This window comes from Paenibacillus senegalimassiliensis, assembly GCF_001486585.1.
GTDB lineage: Bacteria > Bacillota > Bacilli > Paenibacillales > Paenibacillaceae > Fontibacillus > Fontibacillus senegalimassiliensis.
On the sequence record NZ_LN909041.1, the window covers coordinates 98,054 to 113,879 of the forward strand.

At 49.6% G+C, this 15,826-nt stretch carries 15 protein-coding genes; 6 read left to right on the forward strand and 9 right to left on the reverse strand.

From position 1 onward, the window contains the following. Nucleotides 1-3: 3 nt before the first annotated feature. On the reverse strand, nt 4-636 hold the full coding sequence (gene hxlA / locus BN3279_RS02165) for a 3-hexulose-6-phosphate synthase (RefSeq protein WP_059049015.1): 633 nt from the start codon (nt 634-636) through the stop codon (nt 4-6). A gap of 213 nt (nt 637-849) precedes the next feature. Here hxlA and BN3279_RS02170 point away from each other — a divergent pair, with 213 nt between their 5' ends. Beyond that, complete coding sequence (locus tag BN3279_RS02170) at nt 850-1,218, forward strand: winged helix-turn-helix transcriptional regulator (RefSeq protein ID WP_059049016.1); 369 nt, start codon at nt 850-852, stop codon at nt 1,216-1,218. On the opposite strand, the gene BN3279_RS02175 is transcribed toward BN3279_RS02170, so the two are convergent. The 3 genes from BN3279_RS02175 to BN3279_RS02185 all read right to left on the reverse strand — a co-directional run bounded on the left by BN3279_RS02175 (nt 1,199) and on the right by BN3279_RS02185 (nt 4,051). Then, nucleotides 1,199-2,290 carry a PRK06851 family protein gene (locus BN3279_RS02175; protein WP_059049017.1) on the reverse strand — a complete coding sequence of 364 codons (1,092 nt, stop codon included), beginning with the start codon at nt 2,288-2,290 and terminating at the stop codon, nt 1,199-1,201. The two genes, BN3279_RS02170 and BN3279_RS02175, sit on opposite strands and share 20 nt — an antisense overlap. Nucleotides 2,291-2,391: 101 nt before the next feature. Beyond that, entirely contained in the window at nt 2,392-3,021 is a 630-nt protein-coding gene (locus tag BN3279_RS02180) for an HAD family hydrolase (protein WP_059049018.1), read from the reverse strand. A gap of 79 nt (nt 3,022-3,100) precedes the next feature. Beyond that, complete coding sequence (locus tag BN3279_RS02185; RefSeq protein ID WP_059049019.1) at nt 3,101-4,051, reverse strand: LacI family DNA-binding transcriptional regulator; 951 nt, start codon at nt 4,049-4,051, stop codon at nt 3,101-3,103. A gap of 279 nt (nt 4,052-4,330) precedes the next feature. Here BN3279_RS02185 and BN3279_RS02190 point away from each other — a divergent pair, with 279 nt between their 5' ends. Next, a complete protein-coding gene (locus tag BN3279_RS02190; RefSeq protein WP_059049020.1) occupies nt 4,331-6,907 on the forward strand; it encodes a glycosyl hydrolase in 2,577 nt (858 codons plus the stop codon). A gap of 118 nt (nt 6,908-7,025) precedes the next feature. Here BN3279_RS02190 and BN3279_RS24135 read toward each other — a convergent pair whose 3' ends face one another. Further along, complete coding sequence (locus tag BN3279_RS24135; RefSeq protein ID WP_392396821.1) at nt 7,026-7,118, reverse strand: iron chelate uptake ABC transporter family permease subunit; 93 nt, start codon at nt 7,116-7,118, stop codon at nt 7,026-7,028. Nucleotides 7,119-7,395: 277 nt separating this feature from the next. On the opposite strand from BN3279_RS24135, the gene BN3279_RS02195 reads away from it, so the two are divergent. After that, the gene (locus BN3279_RS02195) at nt 7,396-9,381 is read left to right on the forward strand and encodes an alpha-amylase family protein (RefSeq protein ID WP_059049021.1); all 1,986 of its coding nucleotides are present in this window, start codon (nt 7,396-7,398) and stop codon (nt 9,379-9,381) included. 14 nt (nt 9,382-9,395) lie between these two features. Here the strand turns inward: BN3279_RS02195 and dgoD are convergent, their stop codons facing one another. Genes dgoD through BN3279_RS02210 form a run of 3 tightly spaced genes read right to left on the reverse strand, consistent with a single transcriptional unit; the run spans nt 9,396 to nt 12,179 of the window. After that, nucleotides 9,396-10,547, reverse strand: a complete 1,152-nt coding sequence (gene dgoD / locus BN3279_RS02200; protein WP_059049022.1) for a galactonate dehydratase — start codon at nt 10,545-10,547, stop codon at nt 9,396-9,398. 12 nt (nt 10,548-10,559) lie between these two features. Next, the gene (locus tag BN3279_RS02205) at nt 10,560-11,204 is read right to left on the reverse strand and encodes a bifunctional 4-hydroxy-2-oxoglutarate aldolase/2-dehydro-3-deoxy-phosphogluconate aldolase (RefSeq protein WP_059049023.1); all 645 of its coding nucleotides are present in this window, start codon (nt 11,202-11,204) and stop codon (nt 10,560-10,562) included. A gap of 12 nt (nt 11,205-11,216) precedes the next feature. After that, a complete protein-coding gene (locus tag BN3279_RS02210) occupies nt 11,217-12,179 on the reverse strand; it encodes a sugar kinase (RefSeq protein WP_059049024.1) in 963 nt (320 codons plus the stop codon). A 256-nt stretch (nt 12,180-12,435) separates the two neighbouring features. Between BN3279_RS02210 and BN3279_RS02215 the strand changes: the two genes are divergently transcribed. The 3 genes from BN3279_RS02215 (at nt 12,436) to BN3279_RS02225 (ending at nt 14,000) form a co-directional block, all read left to right on the forward strand. After that, nucleotides 12,436-13,101 carry a FadR/GntR family transcriptional regulator gene (locus BN3279_RS02215; protein ID WP_059049025.1) on the forward strand — a complete coding sequence of 222 codons (666 nt, stop codon included), beginning with the start codon at nt 12,436-12,438 and terminating at the stop codon, nt 13,099-13,101. 252 nt (nt 13,102-13,353) lie between these two features. After that, the gene (locus BN3279_RS02220) at nt 13,354-13,560 is read left to right on the forward strand and encodes a helix-turn-helix transcriptional regulator (protein WP_059049026.1); all 207 of its coding nucleotides are present in this window, start codon (nt 13,354-13,356) and stop codon (nt 13,558-13,560) included. After that, nucleotides 13,560-14,000 (forward strand): DUF2178 domain-containing protein, encoded by a 441-nt coding sequence (locus BN3279_RS02225; RefSeq protein ID WP_059049027.1) that lies wholly within the window; start codon nt 13,560-13,562, stop codon nt 13,998-14,000. The genes BN3279_RS02220 and BN3279_RS02225 overlap by 1 nt, the downstream gene beginning before the upstream one ends. Before the next feature lie 132 nt (nt 14,001-14,132). Here BN3279_RS02225 and BN3279_RS02230 read toward each other — a convergent pair whose 3' ends face one another. Then, nucleotides 14,133-15,797 (reverse strand): DUF6138 family protein, encoded by a 1,665-nt coding sequence (locus BN3279_RS02230; RefSeq protein ID WP_059049028.1) that lies wholly within the window; start codon nt 15,795-15,797, stop codon nt 14,133-14,135. Nucleotides 15,798-15,826 lie beyond the last annotated feature (29 nt).

The following is a 15,826-nucleotide window of genomic DNA, read 5'->3' on the forward strand; positions in this document are numbered from 1 at the left end:
AGGTTAACCTTGGCGAATCAGACGCTGCATTTCTGCGGCTGTCGTCCGTTTGTCTTCCGTGCCGGTAATACCGCCGCCTACAATGACAAGGTCCGGCTGCGCCTGAATAACTTCTGGCAAGGTAGCGAGCTTGATTCCCCCTGCAACGGCAACCTTGGCCTGCTTCACCACACGCTTGATCGTATTCAGGTCCTCAAAGGAATTTTTACCGACGGCCTGCAAATCATAACCTGTGTGTACGCAAATATAGTCTACTCCAAAGAAATCCAATTCCTCCGCACGCGCCGCGATGTCTTTTACACCGATCATATCAACAAGGATTTGTCTGTTCTGCTTGCGAGCTTCCTCTACTGCACCCTTAATTGTCTCATCCTCGGCTACAGCCAGGATCGTCACAATATCCGCTCCCGCCTCCGAAGCCTTCATTACTTCATATCCAGCGGCATCCATTACCTTAAGATCGGCCAGCACCTTCAAATGTGGGAAAGTATCCTTGATTTCCTTGACCGCTCTCAGCCCCTCGTTGATTACGACGGGTGTGCCAATCTCCACGATATCAATATGTGCTTCTACCTCTTTAATCAATTCTTTTGCCTCTGGGATATTCACCAAGTCCAATGCTAACTGTAGTTCCATTTATCTTCCACTCCTCATTCGCTTGATTTGGCAGGCCGGGCTTTTGCTGCATCTCGTGCTGGTCTGGTATGCTGGTATAATGATGCATGAATGACTGAATGAGTAACCTGCCTGTAATTAAATACTAAGCGAGATATAGCCAGGAATGAAGAATGCACTTTTTTGTACGGTAGTAACTTAAAAGTAACTTTTGTGCTGTAGGAGGGATTTGAGTTGTCCGATTTGCGAAAAGAAATTATGGATAAGCTGAAAAGTGGTGATTATAACTGCGAAAAGGAATTAACGCTGTCAGTCATCGGAGGAAAGTGGAAGTTGATCATTTTGTGGCATCTGGATAAGGAGGGACCGCAGCGGTTCAGCGAGCTCCAGCGTTTATTGCCGAAAATCACGCATAAAATGCTAACCAGCCAGCTTAAGGAAATGATGGATGATGGTATTATTCACCGCGAGGTGTATCCCGAGGTTCCGCCCAAGGTGGAATATTCATTGACCCACCTTGGGCAGACCTTAATGCCAATTCTGGAGCTCATGTATGACTGGGGGCGGATGCGGATTGCCGATATCACCTCACCAGGGTCATAAGTTCTGCACGAATGCCATCTCTGAATTCATCCACAATGGTAAAATCCATGGCTGCAACGTAGATCTCTTCTAGCTGATCACGATGCCGTTTGGCTTCGGCCAGAGAGGAAATTCCCTGCTGCATCTTGGCCTTATATTGTACACCCACCTGCGCGATCTCTGCGGCAAAGCGCTCGTCAGTACCCGGCGCAACAAATACGCTGTAGGTATCAAGGATTTCATCACCAGCCCGTTCGGGATGGTATTCATGCGGTGCCGTACTGTCAAAGATAGCAAAATCCAGATCGCGAACAATGACCATATCCAGGCTATACGGATCAAAGCCGCAATGATAGACTTCGATATCGTAGCCCCGCTGCTCCGCTGCTTCGGCCACTTTCTTGAGAATCGTGGATTTCCCCGTGCCTGCGCGCCCTTTGAGGAAATAGCGTTTGGCCAAGCCCTCCGTTAAATTAGGTACAAAATCAACCGCCCCTGTTGGTGTCGCTGCACCCAAGAAGCGATGCTTGACCTCGGCCCTGCCGGACTGCTTCTTCTCTTGGAAGAGGCGATGCAGAAGCTCCTCCGTCCATGCATTTGCCTTCTCAAAATCCATCTGTCCGAAGTAGATTTCTTCCCACTCATCATGAATTTGGAGTGCATCGGCAAAATGGCCATAGGCCGCCTGATAAGCATCGGTTATCTGTTGGTTCAATCGTTCAATCGTTGCCCGCTGAGCAGCCAATTGCCGTGAATGCCAGGCCATCCCGAGATTCACATATTCCTCTACCGCACCCGGTGCTTTGGGCTCGAACACATGCGGCGCCGTACCATCAACAATCCCGGCCTTCAGAGCGGGGATGATTACCGCATCGATGGAATCCCGATCTGACGAGCAATGAATATACTCGATATCGAGACCTTGTTCCGACCATTCCGAGCCGATCGCCTTCATTAAGGAGGATTTCCCCGTTCCCGGGCCACCTTTCAAAATAAATAATCGCCGGAGTCCCTGAAAGTTCGACTCAAACAAGTTATGGAAGCCTCGTGCCGTATTCCCGCCACCGAAGTACCTTAATATTTTCCCTGCCATGCTTACCCTTCCTTTCTCTACCCTTCGCCTAGACTGCTATCACCTTACAATATGCGTCAGGTTATGGGGAGGTGCCCAGGGATTAAGATGGCTGGAGACCGCTATTGCGGATTTAATAAGGCGAGAATATCGCGCGGGTGTTCAAACTTATATTTTGCCGGAATCGCTTCAGGTTGTCTGCACCCCCATAAGGCTAATCCAAAATCGACTCCCGCCTCTCTGGCACATTCGGAATCATAAATGGTGTCTCCAATATAGATCGATGTTTCAGCCTTGGCCCCGGACATTTCAAGGAATTTGAGCAGGGGCTCCGGATGGGGCTTATGCAGTTCAGTATCGTCGGCACATATAGCATAGGTCAGATCATAAACAAGGCCAAACGGAATAAAGTCATCCAGAAACTCCTGATAGGTCTTGGACGTGACTACCCCGGTCACCACCGATTGCTCTTTCAAATCAACAAGCAGGGGCTGAATTCCTTCATACACATGAATCATATGGCGATATTCCCGCTGCATGAGTGCATTCCACTTCTTATTAGCCACCTCAATGTAATCCACACCAAGCTGCCGCAGGGATACAGAACCAGGGATGCCAAGCACAAACGCCAGGTCTTGCTGGCTCATTTCCACGCCGTAATTCTGCTTCAAGAGCTTCTGCAAGGAGCCCAGCACAGCTTGCTCCGTATTCATCAAAGTACCATCAACGTCAAAAATAAATGTACTATACACGAAGCCTTCCTCCTTTAGCATGATGGGTGATGCGCGTCTATTTACATGCTAAAGTATGAAATGCATTTCAGGTCAAGAGCTACACCGATGATCGCATGATAATTTGATAAGGAATTTCAGTTTTGGCCTTGGACTTCTCAACCACCAGATCGAAGGCTTGCTCTCCAACTTGCACCAGTCGATGATCGACGGTTGATAGATTCAGAGCGACCCCGACAGGCTGATTCTCCTGGCCGATGATTGCCAGTTCCTCTGGGACCCGCAGCCCGGCAGTTCTTGCATATTGATAAATGCCTGCGGCAACCTCATCGCCATTCGCATAAATAGCTGTAGGCTTGCTCTGCGCCTGTAGCCATTGCCTGGCCGCATTTGCTCCATCCGCCATGCTGTAGCAATCCTTGATATGCAAAGAGGGGGCAAGCTCCCCGAACACTTGCTGATAAGCTCTTATCGTCAGCCGCGTACTGTTGCTCTCCTGCCCCCTGGCAGTGGTAAAAGCAACCCGGGAATGTCCCTTGCTCTTCAACAGTTGAAAAGCATCGACATAAGAGGCATATCGGTCCATGTAAGCACAAGCAATATCCGGATGATCCGTGAACTCGCAAGCTACCAGCGTGCCATACTTGGCATAGGGAACAATGGTATCCCAAGGATTCGAGCGAGAGGTAATGATGATCCCGTCCAGTTGTTTGTTCTTCAGCATATCCAAGTAACTGATCTCGTTCTCGGGCTGATAGTTGGTAGGGAGCACCATGACAGAATAATGGCGTTCGACCGACCGGTTAAGCACCCCATGCAGCATCTGATCGAAGGCCTGATTATTGTTATGCGGCATGATGACGCCGATGGTTCTCGTGCTCTGCCGAATCAAATCAACGGCTAAACGATTTGGCGTATAATCCAGTTCGTTAATTGCCCGCTTTACCGCGATTCGCTTCTCCTCCGATACATAAGGATTGCCGTTCAGCACCCTTGATACGGTAGATACCGATACTCCCGCACGCTTTGCAACATCATGTATATTAGCCATAGCCAGCTTCTCCTGTATCTCACTTTTAGAGGTAGTTCAAAAATTTGGCTTCCCAGGACGAAGTTGTTCAAGGAGTAGATTCGACTTTTTGAACTCACACTTTTAGCAATAGAATACCATAATACGAGAATACGAGGATTGAGGAGGCAAGGGGAAATTTTCAGCATGGATATATTTACAATAATTGGTACTCATGCTATATTGGCTATGAAAGCGCATCCATGAGTTGATAGATTAAACAAGGATTTATCATTTCTTACATGGAAAGGAAAGGTGAAGATGAAAAATTGGCTGAAAAAGGCAAGTGCACTAACGCTCGCATGGACCCTGTTGCTCGGACTATTGGCAGCGCCCGTTTACGCAGACACCCTACCGCTTTTCACTATTGAAGGCGAAGACGCCCAGCTTACTTCCGACCTTCAAGTCGCCACCGAAATTTATGGACAACCCAAGCCCGGCTATTCCGGCAGCGGGTTTGTCTGGATGCAGAACTCGGGTACGATTACGTTCAACGTAACGGTCCCGGAAACCGGTATGTATGCCATCTCCACCCGGTATATGCAGGAGCTTAGCGCTGATGGCAGGCTGCAATATTTAGCAGTGAACGGCGTGACGAAGGGATCGTATATGCTGCCCTACACAACAGAGTGGTCGAATTATGAATTTGGCTTCCACAAGCTGACCCAAGGAAGCAATACCATTGAGCTCAAGGCCGGCTGGGGCTTTGCTTATTTTGATACCTTCACGGTGGATTTCGCTGACCTGGACCCATTGGAAGTACAGCCGATCTTGACTGATGCTCAAGCTACGCCGGAAACGCAAATTCTGATGAACTATTTGACCGAGGTATATGGCCATCATATTATTTCCGGCCAGCAGGAGATATACGGAAGCGGAAATGACGGCAATTACGAGTTGGAGTTTGATTGGATTTATGACCTAACCGGGAAGTATCCGGCTATTCGCGGCTTTGACTTTATGAACTACAACCCGTTATACGGCTGGGAGGACGGCACCACCGATCGCATGATCGATTGGGTGAACAACCGGGGCGGGATCGCTACGGCCTCTTGGCATATCAATGTGCCACGGAACTTCACCACCTATCAGCTCGGAGATTTCGTGGATTGGAAGGAAGCCACCTACAAGCCTACGGAGACTAACTTCAACACCGCCAATGCGGTAGTTCCAGGGACGAAAGAATACCAATATGTGATGACGACGATTGAGGATTTGGCGCAGCAGCTTCAGATCTTGCAGGATAATGATGTACCCGTCATTTTCCGCCCTTACCATGAAGCCGAGGGCAATGGCGGCCTGAACGGGGAAGGAGCCTGGTTCTGGTGGGCATCGGCTGGCGCGGAGGTGTACAAGCAATTATGGGACCTCCTCTATACCGAGTTGACAGAGACCTATGACCTGCACAACTTGATCTGGACTTACAATAGTTACGTCTATAGCACTTCTCCGGCTTGGTATCCGGGTGACGATCAGGTAGATTTGGTCGGCTATGATAAATACAATACGATCTACAACCGACATGACGGGCTATCGGGCGTACCTAATGAGGATGCGATCACCTCGATCTTCTATCAGCTCGTTGATTTGACCGACGGCAAGAAGATGGTAGCCATGACTGAAAATGATACCGTCCCAAGCCTGCAAAATTTAACGGAGGAAAAATCTGGCTGGCTGTACTTCTGTCCTTGGTACGGTGAGCACCTGATGAGTTCGGCCTTTAACTATCCGGCCACGCTGACTACGCTGTACCAAAGTGATTATGTCATCACGCTGGATGAGCTGCCTGACCTCAAGAATAACAACCCCATTCCAAGTGCATCGATTACACCGGGTAACATCGAGCTTGACCGAAATACGGCAAATCCCGGTGACCAAACCATCACGATTCAATTCAACGGTCACTCGTTAACCGCGCTTCGGTTAGATGGCCAGGCGCTGGAAGTAGGGCAGGATTATACACTGAGTGGAAATACACTTGTGTTGAAAAAGGAGTTCTTGTCTCAGTTACCGGTGGGTACCCATTCCATTCTCTTTGACTTCAACCAGGGAAAGGACGCCGTCTTAAAAGTCAGCATTGTGGATTCCACGCCTAGTGCCGTCATTTCACCGGTAAATGCAACCTTTGATCAGGCAGCAAACTTACAGCAAGATATTGCAGTATCTCTTAGCTTAAACGGACATCAACTCACCAGCATCGCAAATGGAGGCCAGACGCTAACAGCGGGTCAAGATTATACGACATCCGGTTCCTCTGTTATCTTAAGCAAAACCTATCTGTCCACGCTGCCGCTCGGTCAGCATGTGCTTACCTTTGCTTTTAGCGGAGGAAATAATGCCCTGCTTACCGTAGGTGTAGTGGATACTAGCGTGCCTGTTCCCGCCGGAGACTTGACAGTCCAAGCCTTCAATGGCAATACAAGCGCCTCCACCAACGGGATATCCCCGAAATTCAAAATCATTAATACAGGGGATTCAGCGATTGAACTTAGCGATGTCACCCTTCGGTACTACTACACAGTTGATGGAGACAACCCGCAAAGCTTCTGGTGTGACTGGGCCAACATCGGTAGCGCCAACGTCAACGGACAATTCGTGAAGCTGGAAAGCCCGGTCACGGGAGCTGATTATGCGCTGGAGATTGGGTTTACCGCTTCGGCCGGAGCCTTGAACCCTGGTGAAAGTGCAGAGATTCAAACCCGCTTCTCCAAGAACAACTGGGCCAATTATGACCAGACCAATGATTATTCCTTCAAGGCTTCCGCCAGCCAGTTCGAAAATCATGAGCAGGTGACCGGATACGTGAATGGGCAGCTCATTTGGGGCATTGAGCCGTAAGCGAGCTAGTAGAATTAACAACCAGCAGAATAATTAGGTTAATCAAGCGAGGGGCAGCCCGGTGGTGCATTTTCCGGGAGGCCCGCTCGCTTTCTATTTCTCATAGGAAGCACGCCCGCTACCTTCGACTGCTCACCATCAGATACAGGAAATAGGGCGCACCAATTACCGCAGTGAGAATACCGGCCGGCACCTCTATCGGTTGCAGCACGGTCCTTGCTTGATATAAAGGAGCGTATGCATCCGAGTGCTTCTTCGTTTCGGCCAAGAGGTCCAGCGGCCTTTAAAGTAAATCAGTCTGCGTATGGCGGCATACGGAACGTTCCCCTTCATATAACTCCCCACCCCTGATAATGATTCTCAATACATCATCAGTGTACATTAATCTCCTAACCTACACAATTGATTGTTATTTAAAGCTTGTCAGGCTTAAAATCTATATTATCACTATCGGTTTTTACTATTTAACTTGAAGGGGTTGTTTATCTATGCGTTTTCGTCAGGTTCATCTCGACTTCCATACCTCCGAGGCCATTCCCGAAATCGGAGCGCAATTCTCCAAATCCCAGTTTCAAGATATGCTGCGGGCCGGGCACGTCGATTCCGTTACGGTCTTCTCCAAATGCCATCACGGCTGGGCGTACCACCCCAGTGAAGCCAACGAAACTCATCCTCATCTCGCCTTTGACCTGTTAGGGGAAATGATCGCCGCAGCCCATGAAATCGACGTCCTAACACCGGTCTATTTATCGGCTGGTCTTGACGAGAAGCTAGCTCGCCGCCATCCCGAATGGCTGATTCGCGATGAAGAGGAACGGACCCGCTGGGCCAAAGATTTTATGACGCCAGGCTATCACGAGTTCTGCTTCAATACCCCTTATCTGGATATCCTGCTTGCACAAATCCATGAAGTCGTTACCCGCTATGAGATTGACGGCCTATTTCTCGATATTGTCGGAGCGCGCAAATGTCGCTGCCAATACTGCGTGGCCACGTTGCGGGCCGCGGGTCAGGACCCCCGTGACGATGCAGCCGTAGAGGCGCTGGGCGAGCAAACCTTCCTGAACTATACACAACGCGTACGCGAGGTAATTAACGCCGTTAAGCCCGGTTTGCCGCTCTACCATAATAACGGTCACCAAACGAGAGGACGCCGCGATCTTGCCCATATTAATACCCATCTAGAACTGGAATCACTTCCGACCGGTGGCTGGGGTTATGACCACTTTCCACTGTCGGCGCGCTATGTCCAGACGCTGGGCATGGAGTATCTTGGTATGACCGGGAAGTTCCATACCTCCTGGGGCGAATTTGGCGGCTATAAGCATCCGAATGCGCTGCGGTTTGAAGCCGCACTCAGCCTGGCCCACGGCGCCAAATGCTCAATCGGCGATCAGCTGCATCCCTCAGGCTTGATGGATATAGCCACCTATGCCCTGATCGGTGCCGCCTATGCCGAGGTGGAAGCCAAGGAACCGTGGTGCGACGGGGTAGAATCGGTTGCCGACATCGCGATTCTGTCTCTGGAAGCGGCGCGCGAAGCTTGTCCGGATAGTCAGGCGCTCAAGGACCGCACCAACCTGGCCGACGCCGGAGCGGTACGCATCTTGACCGAAGGCCATTATCTCTTTGACGTGATAGACACGTTGAGTGATTTTACGGCCTACAAGGTGCTGATTCTGCCAGATGAAGTACCGGTATGGCCGGAGCTGGCTGCCCGAATCGAAGCCTTTACAACAGGAGGCGGCAAGCTGCTGGTCACCGGCCGTTCAGGGTTGAATATGACTGGCGATGCTTTTGCCCTAGATATGGGGATTCGCTGGCTAGGGACCAATACCTACCGTCCTGCCTATTTCCATCCGCATTTCCAGCCCGGCGTCCTGTTGCCAACCTCCTATGCAATGTACAGTGAAGGGCAGCTTGTAGACATTCAGGAGGGACAAGTGCTGGGCCATGTGGAGAATCCCTACTTCAACCGTGATCTCTTCGCATTTAGTTCGCACCGGCACACTCCAAGTGCCAGGAATGATAACGGACCCGGAATGATCGAGTCCCGGAGCGGAATCTATATCGCTTGGGATCTATTCAGTGAATATGCCGACGCAGGCCATCTCATCCTGAAAGAAATCGTACTTCACGCCTTATCGAGCCTGCTTCCGCAGCCGGTCTTAAGCACCAACCTCCCGGCTCGCGGCATCACGACTCTGCAATATCAGCGGAAGGAGAAGCGATATGTCAATCATTTGCTGTATGCATCTCCTGTACTGAAAGGGCAAGTCGAGGTCATTGAAGATATCGTGCCCTTACAGGATATTTCCGTCTGCCTCCGTCTCCCTGACGACACCGCCCGTGTCCGCCGCATCTATCTGGCCCCATCAATGATAGAGCTACCTTTCACGGAAGAAGAGGGGGAACTTGCTTACAGCATCCCCCGCATAGAGAATCATCAGATGGTAGTCATTGAACTGGAGTAGGGCGCGATACGATCTTACCATTCTGCCACAGAGCCATCACAATGACGCCACACCGGATTTCTCCAGCGATGGGGCGCTTCGTTAGCCATTTGGATAACATACTCTTCATTTACTGTAATCCCAAGTCCAGGTCCTTGAGGGATTTGGACATAACCTTCATTGTAAGCAAATACATTCGGATCGGTAATGTAATCTAGCAGATCATTCCCCTGGTTGTAGTGAATGCCGAGACTTTGCTCCTGAATGATGGCGTTGTGTGCCGTAGCATCCACTTGGAGACAAGCTGCCAAAGCAATGGGTCCAAGTGGACAGTGCGGTGCCACCCCTACATCATAAGCTTCTGCCATGGCAAAGATTTTTTTGCATTCAGTAATTCCCCCGGCATGGGACAGGTCGGGCTGAATAATATCGACATAACCGTCCTGTAGCAGGGACTTAAAGTCCCAGCGCGAGAACATTCTTTCCCCGGTAGCAATCGGCGTGCTGGTATGGTTGGCAATTTCGCGAAGAGCTTCATTATTTTCCGGAAGCACAGGCTCCTCAATGAACATCAGGCGGAACGGATCAAGCTCCTTGGCCAGGACCTTGGCCATCGGCTTATGAATACGTCCATGAAAATCCACGCCAATGCCGAGATCCGGCCCCACCGCGCTGCGGATGGCCGCCACTCGCTCTACCACCTTATCCACCTTGTCATGCGTATCAATATACTGCATTTCTTCGCAAGCGTTCATTTTAATGGCGGTGAAGCCAGCGCTTTTCTTCTCCAGGGCAGCTAATCCCACCTCACTCGGCCGATCGCCACCGATCCAGGAATACACGCGAATCGTGTCCCTGCAAGCCCCGCCGAGCAGTTGATATACAGGCGCATTGAAGTATTTTCCTTTGATATCCCATAAAGCCTGATCAATTCCTGCAATTGCACTCATTAGAATTGGGCCCCCACGATAAAAGCCTCCACGGTACATCACCTGCCAATGATCTTCGATGCGCAGCGGATCTTTGCCAATAAGGAAGTCCATTAATTCGTCAACCGCCGCTTGAACCGTATGGGCCTTGCCTTCAATCACAGGCTCCCCCCAGCCAACGATTCCTTCATCCGTTTCTATTTTGAGGAACAACCAGCGTGGGGGTACGATAAAGGTTTTGAAATTGGTGATTTTCATGGGATTGTCTCCTTATCCTCTTGCGCTTATAATCGCTGCTTTAAATTTTTGCGCCAGCTCCGTAATATCTTCGTATCTCTCTTCGGCAATAGCCTTCTTGTCCAGCAGAGAACTGCCCAGTCCTACAGCAACCGCCCCGGCTCGAATGAACTCGCCAACATTATGTAACGTCACACCACCTGTGGGCATCATGGGAATTCCTTGTAGTGGTGCTGATATTTCCTTAATATAGTTAGCGCCCAACATGGCTCCCGGGAAAATCTTTAGCACATTGGCTCCCCACTCATAGCCCTTGGCAATTTCGGTAGGAGTCATCACGCCCGGAATGGAAATCCGTCCATATTGTTGAGTGATTCTAATGGTAGCTTCATCAAGAATGGGGGAGAAAATAAAGTCCGCGCCAGCTTGCAGCGCCTGCTCCGCCACCGTTGCATTCATTACCGTCCCTGCGCCAACCAGCACCCGACTGCCGTATTTCTCTTTCAGGCGAGGAATAAGCTCGAACGCGCCCTCTGAATCTACCGTGATCTCCAAGGCTTGCACTCCGCCGGCTACCAGTGCATCCGTAATAAGCTGTACCTTATCCCTTGGCGGTCTTCGCACAACGGCGACGATACCGGAATTCATCAACTGATCCAGTTGCTCTTGCTTGGTCATAGTCCCTCACTCCTATCGCTTTACGTTCTGGTAGTCTTCGTCATCATGATGATGGATCATGTGCAGCAATTCCTGCTCATTGGGAAGCCCCTCCACATCTCCATTTACGCTTACAGCAATCGCTCCCATAGCACTGGCCTTACGGACAGCCTGCTCAAGCTCATCACCGTGCAAAAGTCCACTGATAAAGCCCGCAGCAAAGGCATCTCCCGCCCCCACAGGGTCAATCTCCTCTGCTGGAAAAGGGGCCACATAACCGCCCTGTTGCTCCGATTGATAATACGCCCCTTCGCTACCCAGCTTCACAACCACGCCCGCTACTCCTGGCTTTAGCAAAGCGGAAGCTATCTCCTCGGGCTGCTTACAGCCGGTCAACAATTCACCTTCATCCAGCCCCGGCAAAATGTAGTCCGCATACCCTGCCAGCTCCAGCAACACTTGCTTGGCTGCTTCCTCACTGTCCCAGAGCTTCCAGCGTACATTGGGATCAAAAACAATCTTCAAGCCTTGCTTCCGGGCTGAAGCCATAGCCTTGCGAGTAAATGCCAGGCAATCAGGACTAAGCGCAGCCGTAATCCCTGTTACATGCAAAAATTTAAAGCCCGCCAAATACGCCTCATCCAGTTCATCCGGATGCATTCTGCTTGCGGCAGAATGATGTCGGTAATAATAGACCTGCGTCTTCCCGTGAGTGCGCTGTTCCTTGAAGTAAATGCCTGTAGGAGCATCATTGGTATGTCGGCATCTTGAGGTGTCAATTCCATATCCTCTGATCTGATGAAGCACATAATGCCCAAATGGATCATCCCCCAGCTTGCTGAACCACCCGACACGATGCCCTAACTTGGCTAGCCCGATAGCTACATTGGACTCAGCCCCGGCCATTTGCTTGTTGAATTGGTGGATATACTGCAGTGGCAGGTTCTGGTCCGAGCTGAACAGCACCATGGATTCACCAAAGGTTACTACGTCCATCGTCTTCCCCTCCTGAAGCTTTATAGATCATATGTTCATGATGGTTGTGTAGTATATTCTCATATACATATGATCTATAATTAGATATAAGCACTTTTTTAGAGCTTTTACGTCTTTTAATTTGAAATAGATATGATCTTTATGAGGTTATGATATTATCTTTCAATTTGCATGTCAATCCTTACTTTCATAGGGAGAAACAAAACTCGTTATGCTAAAATGAACATAATAGAGTAGACCAACAGGGGATATGAATATGAAAAAAACAGTGTATTCAGCAACGATAGATCAGCTTAAGGAAAAAATCATTAACGGTGAATGGCCCCCCGGGTCTCGAATTCCCACCTTACAGCAAATATCCAAGGAGCTAGAGGTTGGCGTGTCCACGGTTAGGGAGGCTTTGCGCACTCTTGAAAGCCAAGGAAACATCAGTATTGAGCACGGCCGGGGGATGTACGTGAGGAATGATCCTTTATTGTTAGAGGACCCTACGGCAAACTTGAAGGAGCTTGGGGATATCTCACTCGTCAAGCTGCTGGAAGCGAGAATTCTGATCGAGCCTACATTAGCGGCTTTAAGCGCAGAGCATGCTACACTTAATCAGGTGAAGGAATTGCGAAAGCTCGCCGAGCGGATGATTCTGCAAATGGAAGAAGGCGGACCCTTCCTGGATACTGACCTGGCCTTCCATCGCCTAATCGCCGAATCCGCCCGGCAGCCTGTGCTGTCCCGTATGATGGAATCCATCTACCCACTCCTGTCCGAAGGACGCAAGCATACGAACACGCTGCCTCACATGCGTACCAAGGCTTCCAACTACCACGTCCTGATCGCCATCGCCATCGAAGAACGCCACAGCGACCAAGCCCGTCAGCTTATGCATCAGCATATCAACGATATGCTGGAGGCACTGAGGAAGTGAAGGGGGATTAAATTCCTCCCCCTTTGTGCTCATTAAATCCCCCGCAAGCAAGTTACGAGGTTCGTTCCCATCCCGCCGAGTGTAATCGCTCGTCCCCCATCAGTCTAAAAGCCTGAGCGACAAAACCATTCAGCTCATCCATCACCACAATTTGCAAAGCAAACTATACCTTATTTGCAAAGTAAGCTTGACATAATATGCAAAGCAAACTATACTAAACATGCAAAGCAAACATTGCAAGGAGTTGATCCTTTGAAAACCAAAATCGCGGAGCTGCGCAAGCAGCACAAATTGTCTCAGGAAGAGCTAGGACTGGCGGTCGGTGTTACAAGGCAGACTATCACTTCACTTGAAGTCGGAAAGTACACCGCCTCCCTGATTCTTGCGTACAAGATCGCCAAGTATTTCGGATTAACGATTGAAGAAGTGTTTGATTTTAGCGAATTGGAGGAATTGTAATGGAAAATTATAAGAACAAGCTTAAGAAACGCGCAAACAGTCTGTCTCTGGTGGCCGGGGGCACGCTGCTGCTGTACCTGGGGTTTATGTTTTACCGTGACCGGCTACCTGAGCTGCCGAGCTTTATCCAGGGCTTTCAGGTCGGTGCTTTTCTCGGCCTCGAATTGTTCGTAGTTATGTTTCTGGGGAAATACATGAAGGCCGCCAGGAATGAGGCGCTGTTGAAGCAAATGTACATTAAGGAGAACGACGAGCGCAGCAGTCAGATTCTGCAAAATGCTGCCTCGCTGAGCATCAGCATCGTCTTCATCGGGCTGGGCATAGCTACGGTGGTCGCCGGTTTTTTCAACCCATACATCTTTTTCACCCTGATGGGCGCCCTGCTCTTCATCATGATCGTGTTCTTCACACTGATGGGATACTACTCCAGAAAAATATAAAAAAGGGACCCGAAGGTCCCAGAAAGGATATTTCCGCCTTAGGCTCGCGGAAATGTCTTTTTATTTAATGATATTCAGATGAACAAATCCCGAACCATGACACAAACAGAACTTCTATTCGATATGCTGAGCTTACATGTAAAGCGGCAGGAGCGCCTCCAAGGCTTGTTTTAATGGCTCTTCGGTAGCTTTTATCGTCTTCTTTAACTTGCCTGAGCTGCCGAATATCAGATACAGTATCTTTTCTCTCTCGTACGGCTCAAGCTGTGTCAGTTCGTTTTGTAGAGCGACCGCTAATTGCGGCGTGTTCACCCAATTCAGCTTTGACGGCTTGGCCGAATCTGTTACGCTAGCAAGAATAGACACCATGACAGGCATCCATTCTGGCACCGCCCCATGCGCCTCCAGAAAGGCCTCCAAATAATAATGATGAGCCATCTGATGCTCTTCATCTACCTGCTCCATATAGCGCTGTAAAAGCGGAAAATAGTCTTTGCTGCATAAACCCAGACCAAGCACTGCATAAGTGCCCGGCATAGCGGATTTTTCTCCAGCCTCCACATCGCCATACCATGCGTAGGGCTTCATGGCCAACTCCGCATACTGAGCCAAGCTCGGGTGCAAAGCCGGATATTGAAGACATGCTGCAAAAAAACGATGGAGCTGAGACTTGGCCAACCCTTTAATCGGCAGAAAATTTTTGATCTTATTTTTTAATTTCAGATTGTACTCACAAGGAAACCCCTGCCGCAACAAGTCCGATATGTATTCAAGCGACTGACGGTAGGCTTCCTCCTCCTCGGATAAAATGCGAAGCTCAATCTCCATTAAGATATCGTTGGCCTGAGCATGCAACAATTCACTTCTCCGTTCATGCTCAACAAGTTCACTGCCCATCTTCAAATACTGCTCCGCTCGCTCTGAACCCAATTGGACGGCCAGCTTGAAATAGGCTGCGGGAATATTACGCTCTTCCGCGCCGATTTTCATTGCAGTGTAGATGAAAAAATCCATTGCTTCAGGTTCTACTTTATCGCGTTCCGCCTCCGGCTTAAGTTCCCACTCCATCCCATAATTGCCCGTGGAGATAAAATACATAGGCAAAAACCGCTCCTCCGCCCATCGTTTTAGGGCTGTTGTATAGGTCCGTTTCCACTCTTCTATGTGCTCTCGATCTTGATACTTGGCCGTCACCCTGTCGATGATAGCCCCCGTATCCGTCACGTTCTGTTCAATTAAATCCAGATTCAACAGTGCGTCTGCAAAAAAGTAATGATCAGCAGGCTTAGGCCGTGCCGGAGCATCGGAAAACACCTTTTGCTCAATAAAAGCCCGAAGCTGCTCACGTACGTATTCCCGCTTCGCCTCATTTCGCAGCAGCACAGATTGCTCATATTTCCCTTGCTTCCATTCTACCTCCAGAACCAGCTTCAGCTCGTAGCTAAAATAACATTCCTTCAGAGGCGCTTTCTGCAACAAAGCATCTACTCGCGTCTGAAGTTCGGGAAAAACCTCATCCGCCAGTATCTCCTCCGTCAAGTGGCTCATATAATCGAACTCTGGCTTCAGCTTATGTGAGCTGTCGCTCCAAGATAAAGGCTCGTACAAATCAAAGGCAATCGCACCGTCAGCCCATTGGAACTTGCCCTTCCTCCATGAAAATTTCAGATAATTATGTGAGCCCGTATACAGCATGCTGGGGGACGGAGTAGAAAAAATACGCTTCTTATCCTTTTCCAATAAATCTATATAAAAAGGCCATACCTCATCTAAAAAAGCGACTGCCGCTTCATGCATTGTTGTGATCCTCCTTATTTACATCCGGT

Excerpts from the sequence above, each read along its gene's own strand:
- hxlA (WP_059049015.1), bottom strand. The coding sequence starts at position 636 with ATGGAACTACAGTTAGCATTGGACTTGGTGAATATCCCAGAGGCAAAA.
- BN3279_RS02175 (WP_059049017.1), bottom strand. The coding sequence starts at position 2,290 with ATGGCAGGGAAAATATTAAGGTACTTCGGTGGCGGGAATACGGCACGA.
- BN3279_RS02185 (WP_059049019.1), bottom strand. The coding sequence starts at position 4,051 with ATGGCTAATATACATGATGTTGCAAAGCGTGCGGGAGTATCGGTATCT.
- BN3279_RS02190 (WP_059049020.1), top strand. The coding sequence starts at position 4,331 with ATGAAAAATTGGCTGAAAAAGGCAAGTGCACTAACGCTCGCATGGACC.
- BN3279_RS02195 (WP_059049021.1), top strand. The coding sequence starts at position 7,396 with ATGCGTTTTCGTCAGGTTCATCTCGACTTCCATACCTCCGAGGCCATT.
- dgoD (WP_059049022.1), bottom strand. The coding sequence starts at position 10,547 with ATGAAAATCACCAATTTCAAAACCTTTATCGTACCCCCACGCTGGTTG.
- BN3279_RS02205 (WP_059049023.1), bottom strand. The coding sequence starts at position 11,204 with ATGACCAAGCAAGAGCAACTGGATCAGTTGATGAATTCCGGTATCGTC.
- BN3279_RS02210 (WP_059049024.1), bottom strand. The coding sequence starts at position 12,179 with ATGGACGTAGTAACCTTTGGTGAATCCATGGTGCTGTTCAGCTCGGAC.
- BN3279_RS02215 (WP_059049025.1), top strand. The coding sequence starts at position 12,436 with ATGAAAAAAACAGTGTATTCAGCAACGATAGATCAGCTTAAGGAAAAA.
- BN3279_RS02225 (WP_059049027.1), top strand. The coding sequence starts at position 13,560 with ATGGAAAATTATAAGAACAAGCTTAAGAAACGCGCAAACAGTCTGTCT.
- BN3279_RS02230 (WP_059049028.1), bottom strand. The coding sequence starts at position 15,797 with ATGCATGAAGCGGCAGTCGCTTTTTTAGATGAGGTATGGCCTTTTTAT.